The following is a 21,001-nucleotide window of genomic DNA, read 5'->3' as shown; positions in this document are numbered from 1 at the left end:
AAAACCGACTCAAGAGTCGGTTTTTTTCATTCTAGCGGTTTGTATAGAGTTAACTATTACAGAGAGCTAGTGAAAGTACGTGCGATAACGTCACGTTGTTGTTCAACTGTCAGTGAGTTGAAACGTACAGCGTAGCCTGATACACGAATGGTTAGCTGTGGGTATTTTTCTGGGTGTGCTGCTGCATCTTCCAACGTTTCACGCTTAAGCACGTTTACGTTCAAGTGTTGGCCACCTTCAATTTTCGCTGGTACTTCAATCGCGATATCGCGGCTTTCATACTCACCGAGATCTGCGGCTGGGATAACTTGGTCTGCGTCAAAGCCTGCATTTGCAGCAACGCAACGTGCTTCGTTAGTTTCGCTGTCTAGCAGCCAGATAGAATTCAGCAGGTTGTCGTTAGCGGCTTTCGTGATTTGAATACCAGTGATCATATTCTTTCCCCTTGATAGGCTTTGGTGGTTTTAATATTCCATCATTTGATGAGCTGGGTACTTGTATACCTTACTATTTATAAGGTTATTTTGATTTTCGTCAAAATACAATCAAAATATGCAAAAATTAGCGCTTTGATTTATTGTTCTTAATCAATAAAACTTCAAATATATGTATTTAAACATAAATTTAACAAGTGCGYATTTTGAATAAAATTACGTTTGTAATTAAATTACTACATTTTTAATGATTCACCAGATGGGATATTCCAGCTGAATAATGTCTAAAGCATTGCCATGACCGAGAAGAGTGATGTTTCGGGTGTGAAAAACAGTCGAGGACATTGGGCTTCGAAGTAACTTAAAATGTTGTCGGTTACGGTTTTGGCGAAAGGAGAGAATATGAAGTATATCGGAGCACATGTGTCAGCTTCCGGTGGTGTCGAAAATGCCCCAATCAATGCAGCTGCTATTGGCGCCAATGCGTTTGCGCTGTTTACCAAGAATCAGCGTCAGTGGCAGGCAAAACCGTTAGACGTCGAAAAAGTGGCAGCATTCAAAGCCAATTGCATCAAGCACGGCTTTCTTCCTGAAGCCGTATTACCGCATGACTCCTACCTGATTAATTTAGGTGCCCCCGAAGCGGACAAGTTAGAGAAGTCTCGAGCCGCCTTTGTTGATGAAATGGAACGCTGCCAGATGTTAGGCTTACCATTGCTTAATTTCCACCCAGGCAGTCATTTAAAAAAGATCAGCGAAGCCGCATGTTTGTCTTTGATAGCTGAATCTATCAACCTTGCTCACCAAGCGGTCCCGAATGTCGTTGCTGTAATAGAGAACACGGCAGGGCAGGGAACGAACATGGGCTGGTCGTTTGAGCAGTTAGCGTCAATCATCGAACAAGTTGAAAATAAAGCGCGTGTGGGCGTTTGTATTGATACCTGCCATGCCTTCGCGGCTGGTTATGATTTGCGTACTCACACTGCAGCAGAGCAATCGTTCGCCGAGTTTGAGCGCATTGTCGGTTTTAACTATTTGCGCGCGATGCACTTAAATGACTCAAAAACCCCGCTTGGAGGGCGCGTGGATCGTCATCAGGCGTTGGGTGAGGGAGAAATTGGTCTACCTTGCTTTGAAGTTATCATGCAAGACGATCGATTCGATGGTATTCCCCTTATATTAGAAACCATCAAACCTGAACGATGGGCTGATGAGATCCGCCTTCTGCGTCAGTTTGAGGCTGCTGCCAACGTGCCTATCAGCGCGACGTTAGCCTAGGTTCATTTACACATAGCGAGGACACCATGACACAGCCAGTAACTTGGGATGATGTGATCGGTCAGGAACAAGAACAAGATTACTTTAAACAAACATTGCAGGCCGTGGCAGAAGCGCGTGCGCAGGGAAAGGTGGTTTACCCTCCTGAAGAAGAGGTGTTCAATGCCTTTACGTTTACCGAGCTCTCAGATGTTCGTGTGGTCATTCTAGGGCAAGACCCCTACCACGGTCCTAATCAAGCTCATGGTTTGTGTTTTTCGGTACTGCCGGGCATCAAAACGCCGCCGTCGTTAGTGAATCTGTATAAAGAGCTGGCCCAAGATATTGACGGCTTCAGCGTGCCACAGCATGGCTATTTAAAAAGTTGGGCGGATCAAGGCGTGTTGCTATTGAATACGGTACTGACGGTTGAACAAGGGAATGCGCATTCTCACTCACATTTAGGTTGGGAAACGTTTACCGATCGCATCATTGGTGCTGTCAATCAGCACTGTGAAGGGGTTGTGTTTCTTTTGTGGGGAGCCCACGCCCGCAAGAAAGGCCGATCGATTGATCGCGCTCGCCATCATGTACTTGAAGCTCCACATCCTTCCCCGCTTTCAGCGCACCGTGGGTTTCTAGGGTGTAAGCACTTCTCTACCACCAATATATTGCTGCAAGAGATGGGGAAACCGTCGATTGACTGGCAGCCTTCCCTTGATAGCTGATAGCTGATAGCTGATAGCTGATAGCAGGAAACCAAGCCCGCATTCGTGAGACGGATCGCGGGCTTTTTTCATTGGGCTCTGATTGTGCATTATTCGAACAAAGCATGATTGTGCTCAATTTTTGTTCACGAGGGTTAGTTAGACTGAAATTCAGACGTGAATGAAAGAAGGGAATCACTGTGTTAGTAGACAGCATTCATAGAGATCACCGTAATATTAGTCGCCTGCTAAGGTTACTGACGGACAAGTTGGCCGCGATCCGAAGCGAGCAGCCTGTCGACTATGGTTATATCCGAGATACTTTGTTGTATCTAAAAGACCATGCTGAAAGGTGTCATCACCCCAAAGAGGATCTCATTTACCACTATTACCTTACCAATTACGCCGATACAGAAGGTGTGGCTGCGTTAGATGAGGAGCATGAGACCTTGGCTGCGCTCACTGCCGAGTTTGCGATATCCGTTGATATGATCCTTATGGACTCAGTGATCCCACTCGATGTGTTTGCTGGTAAGTTGACCGAGTTTGTTGAGCAGCAACAGCGTCACCTTGAGTTGGAGGAAAGGTCAGTATTGCCAGCGATTGAGAAAGCACTAACCGCTGAAGATTGGAACTACCTGCAATCGCAATGGGAAGAAGAGGACGATCCTTTGTTTGGTGAACAGGTTGCTGCTCGCTTTAAAGCGTTGGCAGCAGCAATGTAATTGAGTTTGCTGACACGCTGGGAATTGGGTTTGCAGTGAGAGCAACAAAAAAGGCACCGAGAGGTGCCTTTTAATCATCCGTCTAGCGCACCATCCAGTGCGTGGGAGGGTTAAACCAAATGGGCGACTTTCAATTACAGTTCAAATTCACTGCTGTTAAAGTCGCTTAGCATATCGATATCTTGAAGCTCTTTACGCAGACGCTGACGATCTTTCAGCGCTTCAATCTCTCTCCATTTACGTTTTGCTTGTTTGGTTCGTCCACCGCGTTGTGGGCGCTCTTGTTCAAAGATGTTGTCAAAGGCAAAGCTATCCATAAATTCACCTCGTTTTACCTAGCGGTTACTAATTAAGTATCAAACCTTCAATAAAATAAAATTGAAGTGTTTCTCATTTGTTACACATCAGTGAAGTTTTTATGAGACGGTCATCACTATTGTCAAGGTGATGGTTAAAAAACACACTTTGATTGAGCGTTTAAGAAAGCGTGCAATGCTTGATGTGGGCTTTGGGTCAGATGATAGGAAAAGCCCAATTACAGCAATATACTTGCGCTGTACATAAAATAGTCACAGAGGAAGGTGAGGAGGCAAATCGGAGATGACATCGCAAAAAAAATGTTTCGTTCATGTTGATAGAATGCATATTTATTTGCCGCTCAATGGCTTGTAAAGCAATACCAATCCCATTTATATGTAACTTTATGCATATTGATTTTTGTGTGGACAGCCTTCATCATCTCGCCTCAATTTGCGATTGTTATCCGCAACATCAATACGAAAACGACACGTTTCTTGGAGTTTTGCGTGATTTACTCACTCAGAAACTCCTCATCAATTTAGACCAATGCAAACACGTTCTAGTGAGTTGGTCGTTTCAAATCGCACGCTCCGAAACGGAGATTTAATCACTGCGAGAATGTTTATGCGTAAAGAGAGGTCTGCGTGGTAGGTCTAGTTAACTTTTTAAACGATCTGATTTGGGGATCGGTACTTATCTATCTCCTGATCGGTGGTGGGATATTTTTTACTTTGCGTTTGGGGTTCATTCAGATCCGTCATTTTGGTCATATGTTCAAGGTGATGAAAAATAGCCGAAAATCTGATAGCGAAGGGATTTCTTCTTTCCAAGCTCTGTGTACCAGTTTGGCTGCACGAGTCGGAACAGGGAACATGGCGGGTATTGCCGTAGCGCTGACGCTTGGTGGTCCCGGTGCGATTTTCTGGATGTGGCTGATTGCCATTTTAGGTATGGCAACCGCGTTTGCGGAAAGTACGTTAGCACAGCTCTACAAGACCCGTGACGAAGACGGAAACTTCCGTGGCGGCCCAGCATACTACATGGAGAAAGGGCTAGACATGAGATGGATGGGTATCGTCTTTTCCATCTTGCTCATTATTGCTTTTGGTCTGGTGTTTAACTCGGTTCAAGCGAACTCTATTACGCAAGCCGCATACGTTGCCTTTGGTTTCGACCCTCTTTACGTCGGCTTTGCTCTGGTTCTTATGTCTGCGTTCGTCATTTTTGGCGGGATCCGCAAGATAGCGCGTACTGCTGAACTGATCGTTCCTCTGATGGCACTGCTTTATCTGGTGCTGGCGTTTTACATTATGCTCACCAATCTTGAAAAAGTGCCTGAAGTGTTTGCACTGATTTTCCGAAGTGCATTTGGTTTAGAAGAGGCCGCATCTGGTGCATTGGGATACACGATTGCGCAGGGCATGGTACAGGGTATCAAACGCGGTTTGTTCTCCAATGAAGCGGGTATGGGTTCTGCGCCGAATGCGGCAGCGAGCGCAACACCTTATCCTCCTCATCCAGCATCACAAGGCTATGTACAGATGCTTGGTGTGTTTGTCGATACGATTGTTATCTGCACCGCGACGGTAGCAATTATTCTGATGTCAGGCGAGTACATGCCTGGGAGTGAAATCACGGGTATTGAGCTTACACAGCGTGCGTTATCGAGCGAAGTGGGGAGTTGGGGCAGTTCTTTTATTGCTGTTGCTATTTTCTTTTTTGCGTTTACATCGATCATCGCCAATTACTCTTATGCCGAAACCAACCTTATCTTTTTGGAGCACAACCACAAAGCGGGCTTAAATATTTTCCGCTGTATCGTGTTGGGCATGGTGATGTTTGGTGCCATGGCAGAGCTACCTGTGGTGTGGATCATGGCGGATACTTCGATGGGGCTCATGGCTATCGTCAATATGATTGCCATATTGCTGCTCTCCGGCACCGTCGTGAAGTTAGCTAAGGATTACAATCAACAACTCGCTCGAGGAAAAGTGCCCGCGTTTGATAGTCGTCAGCACCCTGATATGTTGACGCAGATTGAACCGGGTATTTGGGGGAAACCCTCAGAGATCGTGAAAGAAGAGAGTCGTTAATGGATGAGTAACCGGAAGTGATGTGATTGCTTCGGTTTCGTCTATTGCTGATATCGGAAAAAGCCATGCTGTACAGCGTGGCTTTTTGCTTATCGGATGGTACTCTTTCCCTTAATAAAAGATTGAAGGGAATAACATTATGCTGATTGTGGTTTCTCCGGCCAAAACACTGGACTACCAATCTCCGCTGGCGACGGAACGCTTTACGCAGCCGACGTTGACCGAGCACTCGCAACAACTGATCGAGGTTTGTCGTCAGCTAACGCCAGCAGATATCTCCAGCCTAATGAAGGTGAGCGATAAAATTGCAGGCCTGAACGCTGCACGCTTTTCTGAGTGGTCACCGACATTCACTCAAGACAATGCTCGCCCTGCAATCCTTGCGTTTAAAGGCGATGTTTACACAGGCCTTGATGCCGAAACGCTAAGTGACGAAGACTTCAGCTGGGCGCAAGATCACTTGCGTATGCTGTCAGGTCTTTATGGCTTGTTGCGTCCCTTGGATTTGATGCAACCGTATCGCTTAGAAATGGGCACGCGCCTTGAAAACCCGCGTGGTACGAACTTGTACCAGTTTTGGGGAGACATCATCACTGATTCATTGAACCAAGCGCTTCAGGCTCAAGGTGATAAGGTACTCGTGAACCTCGCGTCTAATGAATACTTCAAATCGGTGAAGCCAAAGACGCTAGATGGGCAGATCATCACACCGGTATTTAAAGACTGCAAGAACGGTCAATACAAGGTGACTAGCTTCTTTGCCAAAAAAGCGCGCGGTATGATGGCGCGTTATATCATCGACAATCGCATTGATTCGGTTGACGCCTTAAAGGCTTTTGATACTGCGGGTTATTGGTTCAGTGCTGAAGAGTCTAACGACAAAGAATTGGTGTTCAAACGCGAAGAGCAGTAATCGAACAGTTAGGCTGATAATATTTTTATCATCAGTAACGCAAGATATGAAAAAGGAGGCTTTCGCCTCCTTTTTCATGTCGTTAGGATGGGGAGTCCTGACGATTAAGATTCCGTGGTTTTCTTTGCTGACTTTTTAGCCGCTTTCTTAGCCACTTTCTTCGCTTTAGCTTTCAAGACTTTCTTCGGTGCTTTGACCTTTTTCTTCTTAAACGCTGGCTTCTTATGAGAAGGCTTCATACCTTCTACGTAGCGTTCTTTTACGTCTTCATTCATGTAACGGCAGATACGGTCCATCATTGGTTGGTCATGCGCTTCAACCAATGAGATCGCGTTGCCTTTTTTACCTGCGCGAGCAGTACGACCAATACGGTGCAAATACACGTCTGCTTTACGCGGTAAATCGAAGTTAATTACGTGGCTGATGTTAGGCACGTCGATACCACGCGCCGCAACGTCAGTGGCGAGCAAGAAGTTCACTTCACCTTTTGAGAAACGCTCGATGGCATTGGTGCGCTTGGCTTGCGCCATTTCACCTTGAATCCATGCACAATTGATCTTTTGACGAGTCAATTCTTCACGAAGTGCTGCAAGACGATCACGGGTTTTAACGAAAATGATCGCACGGTTTGCTTGGTCCGCCAAAATGGCTCTGAGCAAGGTGTACTTGTGCTTCATGTCGTCACAGCGGTAGTACCACTGAGTAATTTTCTTACGCTCACGACGAGGTGGCTCAGCTTCGACTTCGACGGGGTCAGTCAGAAGTGTTTCTTTAAAGCCGGTGATGCCTTTGCCTTCTAGCGTGGCAGAAAACAGCATACTTTGCTTACGCCAGCGACACTCGTTGGACAAACGATCGACTGCAGGGCCAAAGCCCATGTCTAGCATGCGGTCAGCTTCATCCAGTACCAGACTTTCGATTGCACGACAGTCAAAGCGCTCACCTTCCACGTATTCCATCAAGCGACCTGGCGTTGCCACCACGATGTCTTGTGTCTTACCTAGAATTTCAGCGTGTTCTTGATACGAAATACCACCGGTGATGGTGATAATTTTCAAATCGGTATGTTTGGCTAGTGCACGTGCTTGATCAGCAACTTGAATCGCCAACTCACGTGTTGGCGTCAGGATCAATGCACGAGCAGGACCAGGAGCTTGACGCGGGAAGTCCAACAGGTGCTGTAGCAATGGCAGCACGAATGCAGCTGTTTTACCTGTCCCGGTTGGCGCTGACGCCAGTACATCACGGCCATCCATTCCATGAGGGATCACGTCAGCCTGGATTGCTGTTGGTCGCTCGAAGCCAATGTCATCTAGCGCTAATAGCAGTTGAGGATCCAGTTCTAGTTCTGCAAAAGTTCGCACGCGTTGTTTCTCCACTCAAAGTTAGGGGCGGATTATATACTCAAACATCTTCAAGATGCATCGTTCAGTGTGAATAACTCGCTTAGGAATAAAATAATATTTCAAGTGGGATCATCACATCTTGAGGTAAAAGTCTCTTGTTAGCGCCACAAAGTCTACGGTGTAAGCGCCATCTTCTTGTATTACTAACGTATTTTCCTGGCATTTGTCAGGCTTAGTGGCTGTCAGTGTCATGAGTTTTCGGCTAACTGGCTTAGCGGGTGTCGGTTTCACTAATGTCAGTCTTTGGCAATAAAGATCGTGCTCATGCGCTTTGGCGCTCAACTGGTCAGCTTCTACTGAGGGTAAGATCAAATGTGCCTGCCCGTGAGGGAAAAGGTGTGCTTTTATCACTTTTAATAAGCTGTCATGAGAAAGGGTATCAGTATGGCGTGCTGTGGCACGACGCTGATCAGACGCCTGTTCTCCTGAATTAAAGTAAGGCGGATTACAGATGATAGTGTCGAATAGAGGTCCATTACGCCATTGAATAATGTCTTGATGAATGACATTGATGCGATTTTGCCAAGCAGATTGTTCTGAATTGTCGCGTGCACAGTTCACCGCATGTTGATCAATATCGATAGCCGTAATTTGTGCATGAGGGAATCGTTGCGCCATCATTAATGAAAGTAGACCTGTCCCCGTTCCAATATCGAGTACAGCGTCGTGCTCTCCTGCGTTTGCCCACGCCCCAAGTAGGACGCCATCGGTGCTTACTGGCATACCGCATCCATTATCTACGATTGAGAACTGCTTGAATTGGAAACCTTTATTCACTTTTATCCCGTCTGGTGTTTATCGATAATTGGTTAAAAAACAGTTTATTATGTTGCTGCATTGTTACCGAGGCTTGTTGTTAATATCTTTTGATAGTTTGGTGTTTTTCATGAAAATTGGATTTTAATTCTTACTATTAATTATAATTTGGTTTTATATTTCAATTTTGCTCACCCTATTGTTTGTATGGTGAAACTTCGTCATTATCCTGTCTACTCGGTAAAGCTCAGTAAAAATAACTAAAAAGCTAACCGGTTGATTACACGTATCGCAAACACACATCTGCAAACACACATAGGTAGTAAATAGTGAAAGAGAGTTTAAAGGTTAGCGACATACTCGCGCTAGGTTTTATGACCTTTGCGTTTTTCCTCGGAGCGGGCAACATTATTTTTCCACCGCAAGCAGGTTTTCTTGCTGGTGACCACACTTTCCCAGCCATGCTCGGCTTTTTGACGACGGCAGTGGGTTTGCCTCTAATTGGTATTGTTGCCGTTGCCATCGCTGGTGGTGGTTGGAAAGGCTTAACACGCGATCTTCCAACCTCTGTGGCGACACTGATGGCGGTGCTGATTTTCATCATTATCGGCCCTGCATTTGCTGCACCACGTGCTGGTTTGGTGGCTTATGAGATGGGCTTTAAGCCTTTCTTAACTGACGCAGGCCAATTTGAGCTCTCTCTATTCTCAGTGGTGTTCTTTGCGGTTGCGATGTTCTTTTCTTTGTCGCAAGGCAAGTTGATTGACACGATCGGCAAACTGCTGACGCCTGCACTTTTTGCGGCACTGGTTGTGCTTGCCATTGCCGTTGTGGTTAACCCTCAAGGTGACGTAGCCGCTGCACAAGGTGCATATGTAGACCAAGCGTTTGCCACGGGTTTCCTTGAAGGCTACAACACCATGGACACCTTCGCGGCACTGATGTTTGGTATGTTGATTGTCGATGTGATCCGCAAGAAGGGCATTAAATCTGAAGCGAAAACGTGCCAGTACCTGATTTACGCAGGTGTGATTGCGGCAACGGGTTTGGCGTTTGTTTACGTATCACTGTTCTATTTAGGCGCGACGGCAACGGGCGTGGCAGCAGGTGCTGCAAACGGTGGTGCTATTCTGTCGGCCTATGTGATGGCGCTATTTGGCCCAGCTGGCCAAATTATTCTGTCGACCATCATTGTGTTGGCGTGCTTAACGACCGTTATCGGTTTGGTGTCGGCATGCTCTGATTACTTCAGCAGCTTGGTCAAAGTCTCTTACCGTCAGTGGGTAGTGATCTTGTCTATTGCATGTGCGGTTGTTGCGAACGTTGGTTTGAATCAACTCATTGCCGTGTCAGTTCCTGTGCTGTTTGGTCTATACCCGGTAGCGATTGCTCTGATTGCGTTGACCTTCCTTCGCCGCTTTATGCCTAACCCTGCCATTGCATACCGTGTGGTATTGAGCGTGTCTTTGGTCTTTGCATTGTTCGATGCGGCGAAGATTGCAGGTTTGGACGTATCCGCACTTAATGTTCTGCCACTGTTTAACTACGGCATGGCATGGCTATTACCAACAGTGATTGCGATGGTGGCGGTTCGTTTTGTTCCTGCACCAAAAGGCGATTCATCCCAAGCGCCATTGAACGGAAAGCTTAATTAATAGCTCGGCACTGTTGATAAAAAACCACCGCAAGCGGTGGTTTTTTTCTGCCTAAAAGTTGGCATCGGTTTTTAGCGACAGAGCATCGCGAACAACAGCGGTTCACAACAAGGCTTGATATTCCGTCAGCACTTGTTCGCACCACGTTGCAATGCGTTCATCACTAAGATCGTATTGGCTGTCTTCATCCAATGCGAGGCCAACGAAGTGTTTGCCATCTTCAGTGAGCGCTTTTGATGCTTCAAAGGTATAGCCTTCCACAGGCCAATAGCCAATAAACGCAAGTCCTGTCGGGAGTAATTGGTCGCGAAGCATGCCCATCGCATCAAGGTACCATTCCGCGTAGCCTTCTTGGTCGCCCAGCCCAAATAATGCGGCGACCTTACCTTGTAGTTTGAGGCCATCAAGTTGGTCCCACACCGCTTCCCAGTCTTCTTGCAGTTCACCGAAGTCCCACGTTGAGATACCGAGTAACAGGAGATCATACTGATTCATGTCACTCACAGAGACGTCTTTGATGTTATGCACATCGACCAAGTCATCGCCCAAAATATCGCGAATTTTCTCGGCTGCCATTTCGGTGTAACACGTGGTTGAACCGTAGAACAATCCTATCTTCATGCCTTAATCCTGCTGTTGCGCTTGGCGCGATTTTACCTGTCAGCGGTCTGCTTCTCTACCCCAGAGTTTGGTTACTGTCCCCACTTTGCTGAACAAATATGCGAGAAAGCCTTCAAAACACCTGCTGTGCTTGCATTCGAAGCTCACTGAGGTAGTTTGAATAGAGGGAAAATACCTCGTTAAGTGAGTGAAACGTGGAACAAAATACCAGTTTGGTTGAACAGTTTTTAGATGCGATGTGGATGGAGCGAGGTCTGTCAGAAAACACCTTGGTTTCTTATCGTAATGATTTAATGAAGCTGTGCCATTGGTTAGCGCAAGACAATGTGCAATTAACGACGGTCTCGACGGCAACATTGCAGGACTATCAACATTGGTTGTTTGACCAAGATTTCAAGCAGACCAGCCGTGCGCGCATGCTGTCTGCCATGCGCCGACTGTTTCAATACCTTTATCGTGAAAAGCAACGCGAAGACGATCCCAGCGCAACCTTGATTAGCCCTAAACTACCGAAACGTTTGCCCAAAGATTTATCTGAAGAACAGGTTGATGCCTTGTTAGAGGCTCCGGATGTGGAAGACATGTTGGAACTGCGTGATAAAGCCATGATGGAGTTGCTGTACGCGACAGGGTTGCGTGTGACAGAGTTGATTAGCCTCACCACGGAAAATGTCAGTTTGCGACAGGGCGTGGTGCGTGTGATTGGTAAAGGCGGTAAAGAACGATTAGTGCCGATGGGGGAGTCTGCCATTGATTGGCTAGAGCGCTATTTGGCGCACGGGCGTCAAGGTTTATTGGGTGAGAAAACCTCGGATGTGTTTTTTCCGAGCCGCCGAGGCCGGATGATGACCCGACAAACCTTTTGGCATCGCATTAAGTTTTATGCTGCGTTAGCTGGTATAGACAGCGAACTTTTGTCGCCACACGTATTGCGCCATGCTTTTGCTACGCATCTACTCAACCATGGTGCGGATTTACGTGTGGTGCAGATGCTGTTGGGTCATAGTGATCTATCGACCACGCAAATCTATACCTTTGTGGCAACCGAGAGGCTAAAACAATTGCATCAAGAGCACCATCCTCGGGCATAATGGCACACGTCTCGAAGTGACTCAAAACAGCATGACTGGATTTTTTTCGAACACTCAGGGACTTTTTCTCTGTCTTTCCGGTCTGTATTAAAAGATGGTATGCCTGTGTTTACGGGTCTTCATAGATTAAGTAGGAAATATATACGATGAATTTCAAACGACTGCTTGCGGGTGTGATGCTCTCTTCAGCCATGTTGTCTTTTGGCGCAAACGCGGCGGAAGGTGCAGATAAAGCCGCTATTGCGGACGTGTTGGCGCAGTATCGCCTGAATATCGAGAGCATCGAGACTTCCCCTGTTGAGGGACTTTTTGAAGTGGTCACCAATGGCGGTGTGGTATATGCCAACAAAGATGGCTCTTATTTTATCTATGGGCAACTGTTTCATACCACAGAACAGGCCTCGATTAACCTGACTGAGATCGCTCAAGCTAAGCGTAACAAAAAACTGTTTGATGCTGCGGATGTTGAGAAAGAGCTGATCGTCTACCCAGCAAAAGATGAAAAGCACGTGGTGAACGTGTTTACAGATACCACCTGTGGCTATTGCATGAAGCTACACCGCGAAATGCAGGAATATAATGACCTGGGTATTACCGTACGCTACTTGGCCTTCCCGCGTTCAGGTGAGCGTTCGCCAAACATGGAACAAATGAGCGCTATTTGGTGTGCTGACGACAAAGTGGGCGCAATGAATGCCGCGAAAGCCGGTAACTTTGATGAAGAAACCGCTGTATGTACCCCACTAGTCCGTCGCCATATGGCCCTTGGTTCTGCCATGGGTGTGACGGGTACACCCGCCATCATGTTGCAAGATGGCACCATGTTGTCGGGCTATCTGCCGGCTCCGCGATTGGCTGAAGTTCTTAACCAAAAAGGTTAATCACGAAAGAGCACTGAATATGCTTATATCCAAGTAACCTGAATCCTGCATCTTCGGGTTACTTGGGTATAAAAGGCGCTGACGAAAGTTAGCGCCTTTTTTCGATCACGGCGCGAGCGATTTGCTTGTTAGGGTTTCGCTTTGTTCCGTTCTCGCTACAATGATTGCCTCAATCCGCATTCTATTGACCGTCGCTGTCATGCGCCGTCTCAGACAGGTATTTGTCCCCATGATTGAAATTAAACGTCGTCAAGCCACGCCCGATGCTATGTTTCCTGCTTCAATTCCGCCTTTGCTTCAGCGTATTTATGCTAACCGAGGTGTGATTAACGAGGGTGAGCTAGAGCGCAGTGCGAAAGGCCTACACAGCTACAGTGAATTACACGGTATTGAAAAGGCCGTACAACTGCTCGCCAATGCGATGGCAGACGGGCGACGTATCATTGTGGTGGGGGATTTTGATGCCGACGGTGCAACCAGTTCCGCCTTATCAGTGACGGCGTTTCGTATGATGGGTTGTCACAACGTTGATTATTTGGTGCCGAATCGCTTTGATGATGGTTATGGGCTGAGTCCTGATGTTGCTGCGCAAGCTGCCGCTAAAGGTGCTGAGGTCATTATGACTGTGGACAACGGCGTGTCATCGGTTGAAGGGGTGGCGGCAGCCAAAGCTCTCGGTATTCAAGTGGTGGTGACTGACCATCACTTGCCGGGCAATGTGTTGCCAGATGCAGATGCTATGGTGAACCCAAATCTTGATGAGTGCGGTTTTCCGTCCAAGTCATTGGCTGGTGTCGGGGTCGCGTTTTATTTGATGCTCGCGCTACGCGCACATCTTCGCGAAACCCATTGGTTTTCTGAGCGTAATATGCCAGAGCCTAACTTGGCGGACTTGCTTGATTTAGTGGCACTCGGCACAGTGGCGGATGTGGTCGCGCTAGATACCAACAATCGGATTTTGGTACACCAAGGCTTGATGCGTATTCGTGCGGGGAAATGTCGCCCAGGCATCCAAGCTTTGATTGAAGTGGCAAACCGCAACATGTCAACGCTAGTGGCCAGTGATTTTGGCTTCGCGCTTGGCCCGCGTATCAATGCGGCAGGGCGTTTGGATGACATGTCTTTTGGTATTGAGTTACTGTTGACTGACAGTTTGCCTGCAGCGAGGCAGATGGCGAGCGAGCTTGATGCGCTAAACCAAAGCCGTAAAGACATCGAGCAGGGCATGAAAGATGAAGCCATGGCGATCTGTGAGCGCTTGCAGTTTGGTGAAGATACGCGCCTACCAAGTGGCCTCGCACTTTTCCAGCGTGAGTGGCATCAAGGTGTGATTGGCATTGTTGCATCACGTATCAAAGACAAATTCCATCGTCCTGTGATTGCTTTTGCAGCGGGAGAGGAAGGTGAAATCAAAGGCTCTGCGCGCTCCATTCAAGGGCTTCACATGCGTGATACCTTAGATTTAATCGATACCCAAAACCCAGGATTGATAAAGAAATTCGGAGGGCATGCCATGGCGGCAGGCCTGACGATTGCAGAGGCAGATTATTCGCGTTTTTCACGTTTGTTTGATGAGGCCGTTCAGAACATTATCAGTGAAGACCAACTGAAAGGCGTGTTGCTGTCAGATGGTGAACTGATGCCTGCTGAAATAAGCATGGACGTTGCTGAAACATTGCGTGCGGGTGGACCATGGGGCCAAGGCTTCCCTGAACCCTTGTTTGATGGGAAATTCAAATTGCTGCACCAAAAGCTGGTGGGCGGCAAGCATCTAAAAATGATGTTGGAGCCTATCTTAGGTGGACAAATGGTGGATGGGATTGCATTTAATGTTGACCTGCGTCGATGGCCAGATCCATCAGTTCAGACTGTGGAATTGGCTTATCGTCTTGATGTGAATGAGTTTCGCGGAAATCGCACGGTTCAATTGATGGTGGAGCACATCATCGCGGGGTAATGTTTGATTCGATTCAGGTAGTCGCGGGCACATTCGCCTAAGCGGCTACGTGCTAATTGTTGTCTTGTTTTTCACTCTTTTTCGCTAATTTTTCTTCTTTGATCCTCATCACACTCTGTTTATTCTGCCCGCAATTCTGTAGAATTCGGCGGTTAAAACTCATTCTGAACTTAGATAAGTGACCATGTTTGAAATCAATCCTATCAAAAACCGCCTAGCGGACATTGCCGAGCGTGCAAATGTCCTTAGGGGGTATCTTTGACTATGACGCCAAGAAAGAGCGTCTAGAAGAAGTTAATGCTGAACTCGAACAACCTGATGTATGGAACGACCCTGAGCGTGCGCAAGCACTTGGGCGCGAGCGTGCATCATTGGAAGCTGTTGTCGAGACAATCGACCTGCTGGGCCAAGGTGGCGAGTACATCACTGATTTGTTGGAACTGGCCGTTGAAGAAAGCGACCAAGATACGTTCGACGAAATCGAGCCAGAACTGTCAGAGCTGGAAGGCAAGCTAGTCAAGCTTGAGTTCCGCCGCATGTTCTCTGGCGACCACGATGGCTCTGATTGCTATATCGATCTACAGGCCGGTTCTGGTGGTACAGAAGCGCAAGACTGGACATCTATGTTGTTGCGTATGTACCTGCGCTGGGCTGACTCGAAAGGCTTCAAAACAGAAGTCATCGAAGTGTCAGAAGGTGATGTGGCAGGATTGAAATCAGCGACGGTCCGTATCAGTGGTGAATATGCCTATGGCTGGTTGCGTACCGAAACCGGTGTTCACCGTTTGGTGCGTAAATCTCCGTTCGATTCAGGCGGTCGTCGTCACACCTCGTTTGCTTCTGCGTTTATCTACCCAGAAGTTGACGACAACATTGAAATCGATATTAACCCTTCTGATCTGCGTATCGACGTTTACCGTGCTTCGGGCGCGGGTGGTCAGCACGTAAACACCACTGAATCAGCGGTACGTATTACTCACGTACCGACCAATACTGTGGTGCAGTGCCAGAACGACCGTAGTCAGCACAAAAACAAAGATCAGGCGATGAAGCAGCTTCGCGCAAAACTGTTTGAGCTGGAAATGCACAAGCAAAATGCTGAGAAGCAAGCGAATGAAGACTCGAAGTCTGACATCGGTTGGGGTAGCCAGATCCGCTCGTACGTATTGGATGACTCACGTATTAAAGACCTGCGTACTGGCATTGAAAACCGTAATACCCAAGCGGTACTTGACGGTGATCTCGACAAGTTTATTGAAGCCAGCCTGAAATCTGGTTTGTAATTTTTTACGTTAATTTCAAAGGTTCACTATGACTGACCAGTTACAAGACGAAAACAAGCTAATTGCGGAGCGTCGTGCAAAACTGAACCACATTCGTCAAACCTGCAATGCGAATGGCCACCCGAATGATTTTCGTCGTGAGCACAAAGCGGCAGACCTTCAGGCTGAATTTGGCGAAAAGAGCAAGGAAGAGCTAGAAGCATTGGATCACAAAGTGACCGTTGCTGGCCGTATCATGGCAAAACGTGGCCCATTCCTTGCGCTACAAGACGTATCTGGCCGTATTCAAGCGTATGCTGCGAAAGACGTTCAGAACGAGTTGAAAGAAAAATTCCACGGTCTTGATATCGGTGACATCATCGGTGTGAAAGGTGCCCTGCATAAATCAGGCAAAGGCGATCTTTACGTGAACATGGAAGAGTACACATTGCTGACCAAAGCACTGCGTCCTCTGCCAGAGAAATTCCACGGTCTAACAGACCAAGAGACGCGTTACCGTCAGCGTTATGTTGACCTGATCGTAAACGAAGATTCTCGCACAGCGTTCAAAGTACGTTCAAAGCTGATTTCAGCGATCCGCCGTTACATGGAGTCAAAAGACTTTATGGAAGTGGAAACACCGATGATGCAAGTGATCCCTGGCGGTGCGTCTGCACGTCCATTCATCACGCATCACAACGCGCTTGATCAAGAAATGTACCTGCGTATCGCCCCTGAGCTTTACCTGAAGCGTTTGGTTGTTGGTGGTTTCGAGCGTGTATTCGAAATCAACCGTAACTTCCGTAACGAAGGGTTGTCTCCACGTCATAACCCAGAATTCACCATGATTGAATTCTACATGGCGTACGCGGATTATAATGATCTGATCGACCTAACCGAAGACATGCTGCGCACTGTTGCTATAGAGGTTCTAGGTAATTCGGCGATGCCGTACGGCGACCACACTGTCGAATTCGGCGGTAAATACGCACGTATGACTATGCTAGAAGCGATCAAGCACTACAATCCTGAGCACGCTGATATCCAAGCGTTGGATGACGAAGGCGTTCAAAACCGTGACTTGATGGTATCTATCGCAAAATCTCTAGATATCTACGTTGAGAAGTTCTGGACTTGTGGTCAGCTACTTGAAGAAATCTTCGGTGAAACCGCTGAGCCTCAGTTGATTCAGCCTACGTTCATCACAGGTTACCCAGCAGACATTTCTCCGCTGGCACGCCGCAGTGATAATAATCCGTTCTTTACCGATCGTTTTGAGTTCTTCATTGGCGGCCGCGAAGTGGCAAATGGTTTCTCTGAGCTTAACGACGCAGAAGACCAAGACAACCGCTTTAAAGCGCAAGTTGACGCGAAAGAATCGGGTGATGACGAAGCGATGTTCTACGACGCAGACTATATCACTGCTTTGGAACACGGCTTGCCGCCTACAGCAGGTCAAGGTATCGGTATCGATCGTTTAGCGATGCTGTTTACTAACACGCACACGATTCGTGACGTGATTTTGTTCCCTGCTATGCGTCCACAGAATCCTAAGAACGACTGATTCCGTCTGACTTTTGAGACGTCGTTAAGACAACTCTGAGACACCAAAAACACTGGCTTTGGCCGGTGTTTTTTTATGCCTGTAAGTGAGTGTGCAAACGTTTGCTCAATGTCACATTTTTTGCGACGCAATTAACGTTTTTGTTTGGGTTTACGCCGTCACCGCGGATGATAGTCGCGACATTCCTGAGCCATTATTGAAGACAATCATGCTGAAAAAATCACTCCTATCTGCCAGTGTGGCGCTTGCTACCTTGGCGTCATCTGCTGTGTTCGCTGTTGAAAATATCGATCTCTTAATCACTGATGCAACCGTGCTCACAATGAACGCAGATAAGACCGTTTACCAAAATGGTGTTGTGGCCATTGATGGCAACAAGATCGTTGCATTGGGCGACGATTCATTGGTGAAAGACTACAACGCAAAAACAGTCTTAGACGTCGATGGCGATATTGTTATGCCGGGTTTGATTAATACACATACTCACGCGTCAATGACTGTGTTTCGCTCGTTAGGAGACGATGTGCCGGATCGTCTGCACCGTTATATCTTTCCACTAGAGAAGAAGCTGGTTAGTCGCGACATGGTGCGTATTGGCGCACAGCTGGGGAACGTAGAAATGCTGAAGGGCGGCGTGACAACATACGCCGACATGTACTATTTCGAAGATGAAGTAGCGAAAACTGTTGACCAAATCGGCATGCGAGCCATTTTGGGTGAGACCGTGATTAAGTATCCGGTTGCCGATGCTGAGAATGCGGAAGCGGGGATCCAATACGCGGTGAACTTTATCAATGAATATAAAGATCACCCTAGAATCACCCCTGCTTTTGCACCGCACGCGCCGTATACCAACACCACCGAAGTATTGCAGAAAATTACCAAGCTATCGCTGGAACTTGATGTCCCTGTGATGATTCATTTGGCTGAGTCTGATCGCGAAAACGAAGTCATCGCAGAACGTAGCGGCGGAAAATCGCCTGTTGCCTATATGGCGGAGATCGGCGCGTTAACACCTAACTTGGTGGGCGCACATGTGATCAATGTAGATGACGCTGATATTGCGCTGCTGAAGAAGCATGACGTGGGTGTGGCGCATAACATGAGCGCGAATATCAAATCAGCGAAAGGCGTCTCTCCGGCATTGAAAATGTTTGATGATGGTCTGCGTATCGGGCTAGGTACGGATGGACCGATGTCAGGTAATACACTGAGCACCCTTGACGAGTTCAATCAAGTTGCGAAAGTACACAAACTGGTTAATCAAGACCGTGCAGCAATGCCGCCTATCAAAGTGGTTGAAATGGCCACGATAGGCGCCGCACGTGCACTGCATATGGAAGACACGATTGGTTCACTGGAAGTGGGTAAGCTTGCTGATATCATCGTGATTGATACCCAAGCCCCAAACATGGTGCCTATGTATAACCCGTATTCGGCGCTGGTATATTCTGCGTATGCTTCAAATGTTAAACATGCAATCGTTGATGGTAAGGTTTTGATGCAAGACCGAGACGTATTGACCGTGAACGAAGATGCGATTCGTGAAGAAGCGTTGCAGTTTGCAGACAAGGTGCGTGAAACCGTGGTTGCTAGCGGTGAAGAGGTACGTTGATTCCACCCGCCTTTTGAATTCCCTGCCTTAACTAAAAGACCGTGTCTCATAGAGATACGGTTTTGTTTTCTCTATCAATAGATACCCTCACGAAAGCGGAGCATAGTCTATGATTTAAGAAAACTTAGAGAGATGTCCTTTTTTCTCTAAATTGAGACTCATAGAGATCTCCGTTTATGTTGTGATGTGTAAATTGTCTGCTTTTCTCGGCTAATTCGCTGAATTGTAGGCAGTTATCCCTTGGGTTTGTCTATTCACTTGTCAAAACTTGAAACAACAGAAGTGTCTCTTTTGCTATGTGTGCAGATTTGAGAGTCATGTTGTATCTACAATGAGACAGAATAGTTTGTCTTACAAAATATAATGAACTCACAACATTTTGAACACATGTCGTTAATGGATGACTAAAGGCAGGCGTTATGGGTATGCAATTCAGATCTGAGGCGGTTCCAAGTTCACTCGTCGTAGTAGGCGGAACTTATGAACCATGGTTAGCAACGTTGGAACAAGCAGGATGGCGTTGCCACCGCTGTTACGACCTTAGGGCTGCCCAATCTCTTCTCCAAGATATCGGTCCATGTATTGGTATTGTCGATATCAGCCACGATGATTTCAGCCTCAATGGCGTGGCTTCTCTCGTTAACCGTAACAAACAAGTACGCTGGTTAGCATTGATCCGTGAGGATCAACTCAATAATGACGCAATTTGCCAGTTCATTGTGAGCTTCTGCATTGACTACTTTACCTCTCCAATTCCAGATAGCCAGTTGATGAGCACCATTGGTCACCAATTGGGTATGTTGAAACTTGAGCGTCATGTTTGGCCGCAACTGGGCGATCATAGCGATATGGGGCTATTGGGCAAAACGTCCATTATGAAAAAACTGCGAGACCAAGTGCGACGCGTCGCGCCAACCGATGTCTCTGTGTTGATCCACGGTGAAAGTGGTACAGGTAAAGAGTTGGTAGGCATGGCAATTCACAATGCTTCTACCCGTGCGAAAGGTCCTTTTGTCTCGGTGAAATGCAGTGCGTTACCAGAAAAACTGATTTCTTCTGAATTGTTTGGTGATGGCACATCAGAAGGCAAAGTTCAGCAAGCGCATCAAGGCACCTTGTTCCTTGATGAAATTGGCGATTTACCACTCAACCTTCAGGCCAATCTGTTGCACTTGCTTCAAGATGGCACGGTTGAGTCACATGATGATAAATACGCGAAAGAGATTGATGTTCGTGTTATTGCTGCCACTCATATGGATCTTGAGAAAGCCGTTGCGGAAGGCTTGTTCCGCGAAGATTTGTTCTACCGTCTCAATGTATTGCGTATTTCCGTGCCTTCGCTGAAAGAGCGTGCGGCGGACATTCCTGATTTGGCTGAGCACTTCTTGCTGAAGTTTGCTCGTCAGTACAATACACAGGCAAGAACCTTCTCTGAAGAAGCGAACAAAATTCTTACCAACTACAGTTGGCCGGGCAACGTTCGCGAACTCATCAATCAGGTGAAACGTGCTGTGCTGCTTGCTGACAACTTGGTGATTGAAGCTGAGCATTTGGATCTTCCCCGTCAGGGTGATTACAAACAGAGTCTGCGTAAGATCCGTGAAGAATCTGAGCGTGATGCTTTGCTAGCGGTACTTGAAAGCAATAATGGTCAAGTCTCTGCTGCGGCGAAGGAGTTGGGTGTTTCTCGAGCGACCATGTATCGCTTGCTGAACAAACACAGCTTGATCCCTGCACCGCGCAGCTTTCGCTAGCGGGTAGTTC

General features: G+C 47.2%; 18 protein-coding genes. 13 read left to right on the top strand and 5 right to left on the bottom strand.

All coding sequences use genetic code 11. The features are described 5' to 3' along the window. Positions 1–56: 56 nt before the first annotated feature. A complete protein-coding gene (gene grcA / locus L4D06_RS11805) occupies positions 57–434 on the bottom strand; it encodes an autonomous glycyl radical cofactor GrcA (protein ID WP_274164992.1) in 378 nt (125 codons plus the stop codon). 402 nt (positions 435–836) lie between these two features. On the opposite strand from grcA, the gene nfo reads away from it, so the two are divergent. The 3 genes from nfo to L4D06_RS11790 all read left to right on the top strand — a co-directional run bounded on the left by nfo (position 837) and on the right by L4D06_RS11790 (position 3,123). Then, a complete protein-coding gene (gene nfo, locus L4D06_RS11800) occupies positions 837–1,712 on the top strand; it encodes a deoxyribonuclease IV (protein ID WP_429739570.1) in 876 nt (291 codons plus the stop codon). 26 nt (positions 1,713–1,738) lie between these two features. After that, on the top strand, positions 1,739–2,419 hold the full coding sequence (gene ung / locus L4D06_RS11795) for a uracil-DNA glycosylase (RefSeq protein WP_429739568.1): 681 nt from the start codon (positions 1,739–1,741) through the stop codon (positions 2,417–2,419). A gap of 179 nt (positions 2,420–2,598) precedes the next feature. Next, positions 2,599–3,123 carry a hemerythrin domain-containing protein gene (locus L4D06_RS11790; protein ID WP_274164989.1) on the top strand — a complete coding sequence of 175 codons (525 nt, stop codon included), beginning with the start codon at positions 2,599–2,601 and terminating at the stop codon, positions 3,121–3,123. Between the two features lie 134 nt (positions 3,124–3,257). Here the strand turns inward: L4D06_RS11790 and L4D06_RS11785 are convergent, their stop codons facing one another. Next, a complete protein-coding gene (locus tag L4D06_RS11785; RefSeq protein ID WP_028023874.1) occupies positions 3,258–3,440 on the bottom strand; it encodes a DUF3545 family protein in 183 nt (60 codons plus the stop codon). 627 nt (positions 3,441–4,067) lie between these two features. On the opposite strand from L4D06_RS11785, the gene L4D06_RS11780 reads away from it, so the two are divergent. Both L4D06_RS11780 and yaaA read left to right on the top strand, forming a co-directional pair. Then, positions 4,068–5,516, top strand: coding sequence for an alanine/glycine:cation symporter family protein (locus tag L4D06_RS11780; RefSeq protein WP_429739566.1), 1,449 nt, complete (start codon positions 4,068–4,070; stop codon positions 5,514–5,516). Between the two features lie 139 nt (positions 5,517–5,655). Then, complete coding sequence (gene yaaA / locus L4D06_RS11775) at positions 5,656–6,429, top strand: peroxide stress protein YaaA (RefSeq protein ID WP_429739564.1); 774 nt, start codon at positions 5,656–5,658, stop codon at positions 6,427–6,429. 104 nt (positions 6,430–6,533) lie between these two features. On the opposite strand, the gene srmB is transcribed toward yaaA, so the two are convergent. Both srmB and L4D06_RS11765 read right to left on the bottom strand, forming a co-directional pair. Continuing rightward, the gene (gene srmB / locus L4D06_RS11770) at positions 6,534–7,793 is read right to left on the bottom strand and encodes an ATP-dependent RNA helicase SrmB (protein WP_274164986.1); all 1,260 of its coding nucleotides are present in this window, start codon (positions 7,791–7,793) and stop codon (positions 6,534–6,536) included. Between the two features lie 114 nt (positions 7,794–7,907). Then, positions 7,908–8,612 (bottom strand): tRNA1(Val) (adenine(37)-N6)-methyltransferase, encoded by a 705-nt coding sequence (locus tag L4D06_RS11765; RefSeq protein ID WP_429739562.1) that lies wholly within the window; start codon positions 8,610–8,612, stop codon positions 7,908–7,910. A gap of 308 nt (positions 8,613–8,920) precedes the next feature. Between L4D06_RS11765 and brnQ the strand changes: the two genes are divergently transcribed. Next, entirely contained in the window at positions 8,921–10,246 is a 1,326-nt protein-coding gene (gene brnQ, locus L4D06_RS11760) for a branched-chain amino acid transport system II carrier protein (RefSeq protein ID WP_274164984.1), read from the top strand. Positions 10,247–10,348: 102 nt separating this feature from the next. Here the strand turns inward: brnQ and fldB are convergent, their stop codons facing one another. Beyond that, positions 10,349–10,867 carry a flavodoxin FldB gene (gene fldB, locus L4D06_RS11755; RefSeq protein ID WP_429739560.1) on the bottom strand — a complete coding sequence of 173 codons (519 nt, stop codon included), beginning with the start codon at positions 10,865–10,867 and terminating at the stop codon, positions 10,349–10,351. 194 nt (positions 10,868–11,061) lie between these two features. Here fldB and xerD point away from each other — a divergent pair, with 194 nt between their 5' ends. From xerD to L4D06_RS11720, 7 genes are all read left to right on the top strand, one after another. Then, positions 11,062–11,958 (top strand): site-specific tyrosine recombinase XerD, encoded by an 897-nt coding sequence (xerD, locus tag L4D06_RS11750; protein ID WP_429739558.1) that lies wholly within the window; start codon positions 11,062–11,064, stop codon positions 11,956–11,958. Positions 11,959–12,104: 146 nt separating this feature from the next. Continuing rightward, positions 12,105–12,839: a bifunctional protein-disulfide isomerase/oxidoreductase DsbC gene (dsbC, locus tag L4D06_RS11745; protein ID WP_429739556.1), complete on the top strand. Its 735-nt coding sequence runs from the start codon at positions 12,105–12,107 to the stop codon at positions 12,837–12,839. 229 nt (positions 12,840–13,068) lie between these two features. Continuing rightward, entirely contained in the window at positions 13,069–14,796 is a 1,728-nt protein-coding gene (gene recJ / locus L4D06_RS11740; protein WP_429739554.1) for a single-stranded-DNA-specific exonuclease RecJ, read from the top strand. 184 nt (positions 14,797–14,980) lie between these two features. After that, positions 14,981–16,079 (top strand): peptide chain release factor 2 gene (prfB, locus tag L4D06_RS11735; RefSeq protein WP_274164979.1). Its coding sequence is split into 2 segments (ribosomal slippage): positions 14,981–15,055 and positions 15,057–16,079, totalling 1,098 coding nucleotides; the frame shifts between segments, so codons are not numbered across the junction. Between the two features lie 28 nt (positions 16,080–16,107). Further along, on the top strand, positions 16,108–17,622 hold the full coding sequence (gene lysS, locus L4D06_RS11730; RefSeq protein ID WP_274164978.1) for a lysine--tRNA ligase: 1,515 nt from the start codon (positions 16,108–16,110) through the stop codon (positions 17,620–17,622). Between the two features lie 208 nt (positions 17,623–17,830). Next, positions 17,831–19,237: an amidohydrolase gene (locus L4D06_RS11725; protein ID WP_429739552.1), complete on the top strand. Its 1,407-nt coding sequence runs from the start codon at positions 17,831–17,833 to the stop codon at positions 19,235–19,237. Between the two features lie 419 nt (positions 19,238–19,656). Then, entirely contained in the window at positions 19,657–20,991 is a 1,335-nt protein-coding gene (locus L4D06_RS11720) for a sigma-54-dependent transcriptional regulator (protein WP_274164977.1), read from the top strand. Positions 20,992–21,001: the final 10 nt, after the last annotated feature.

Source organism: Enterovibrio makurazakiensis (assembly GCF_050336585.1).
Lineage (GTDB): Bacteria > Pseudomonadota > Gammaproteobacteria > Enterobacterales > Vibrionaceae > Enterovibrio > Enterovibrio gelatinilyticus.
Note: the sequence above shows the minus strand (reverse complement) of the source record. Positions and strands in the feature narration are given on the sequence as shown.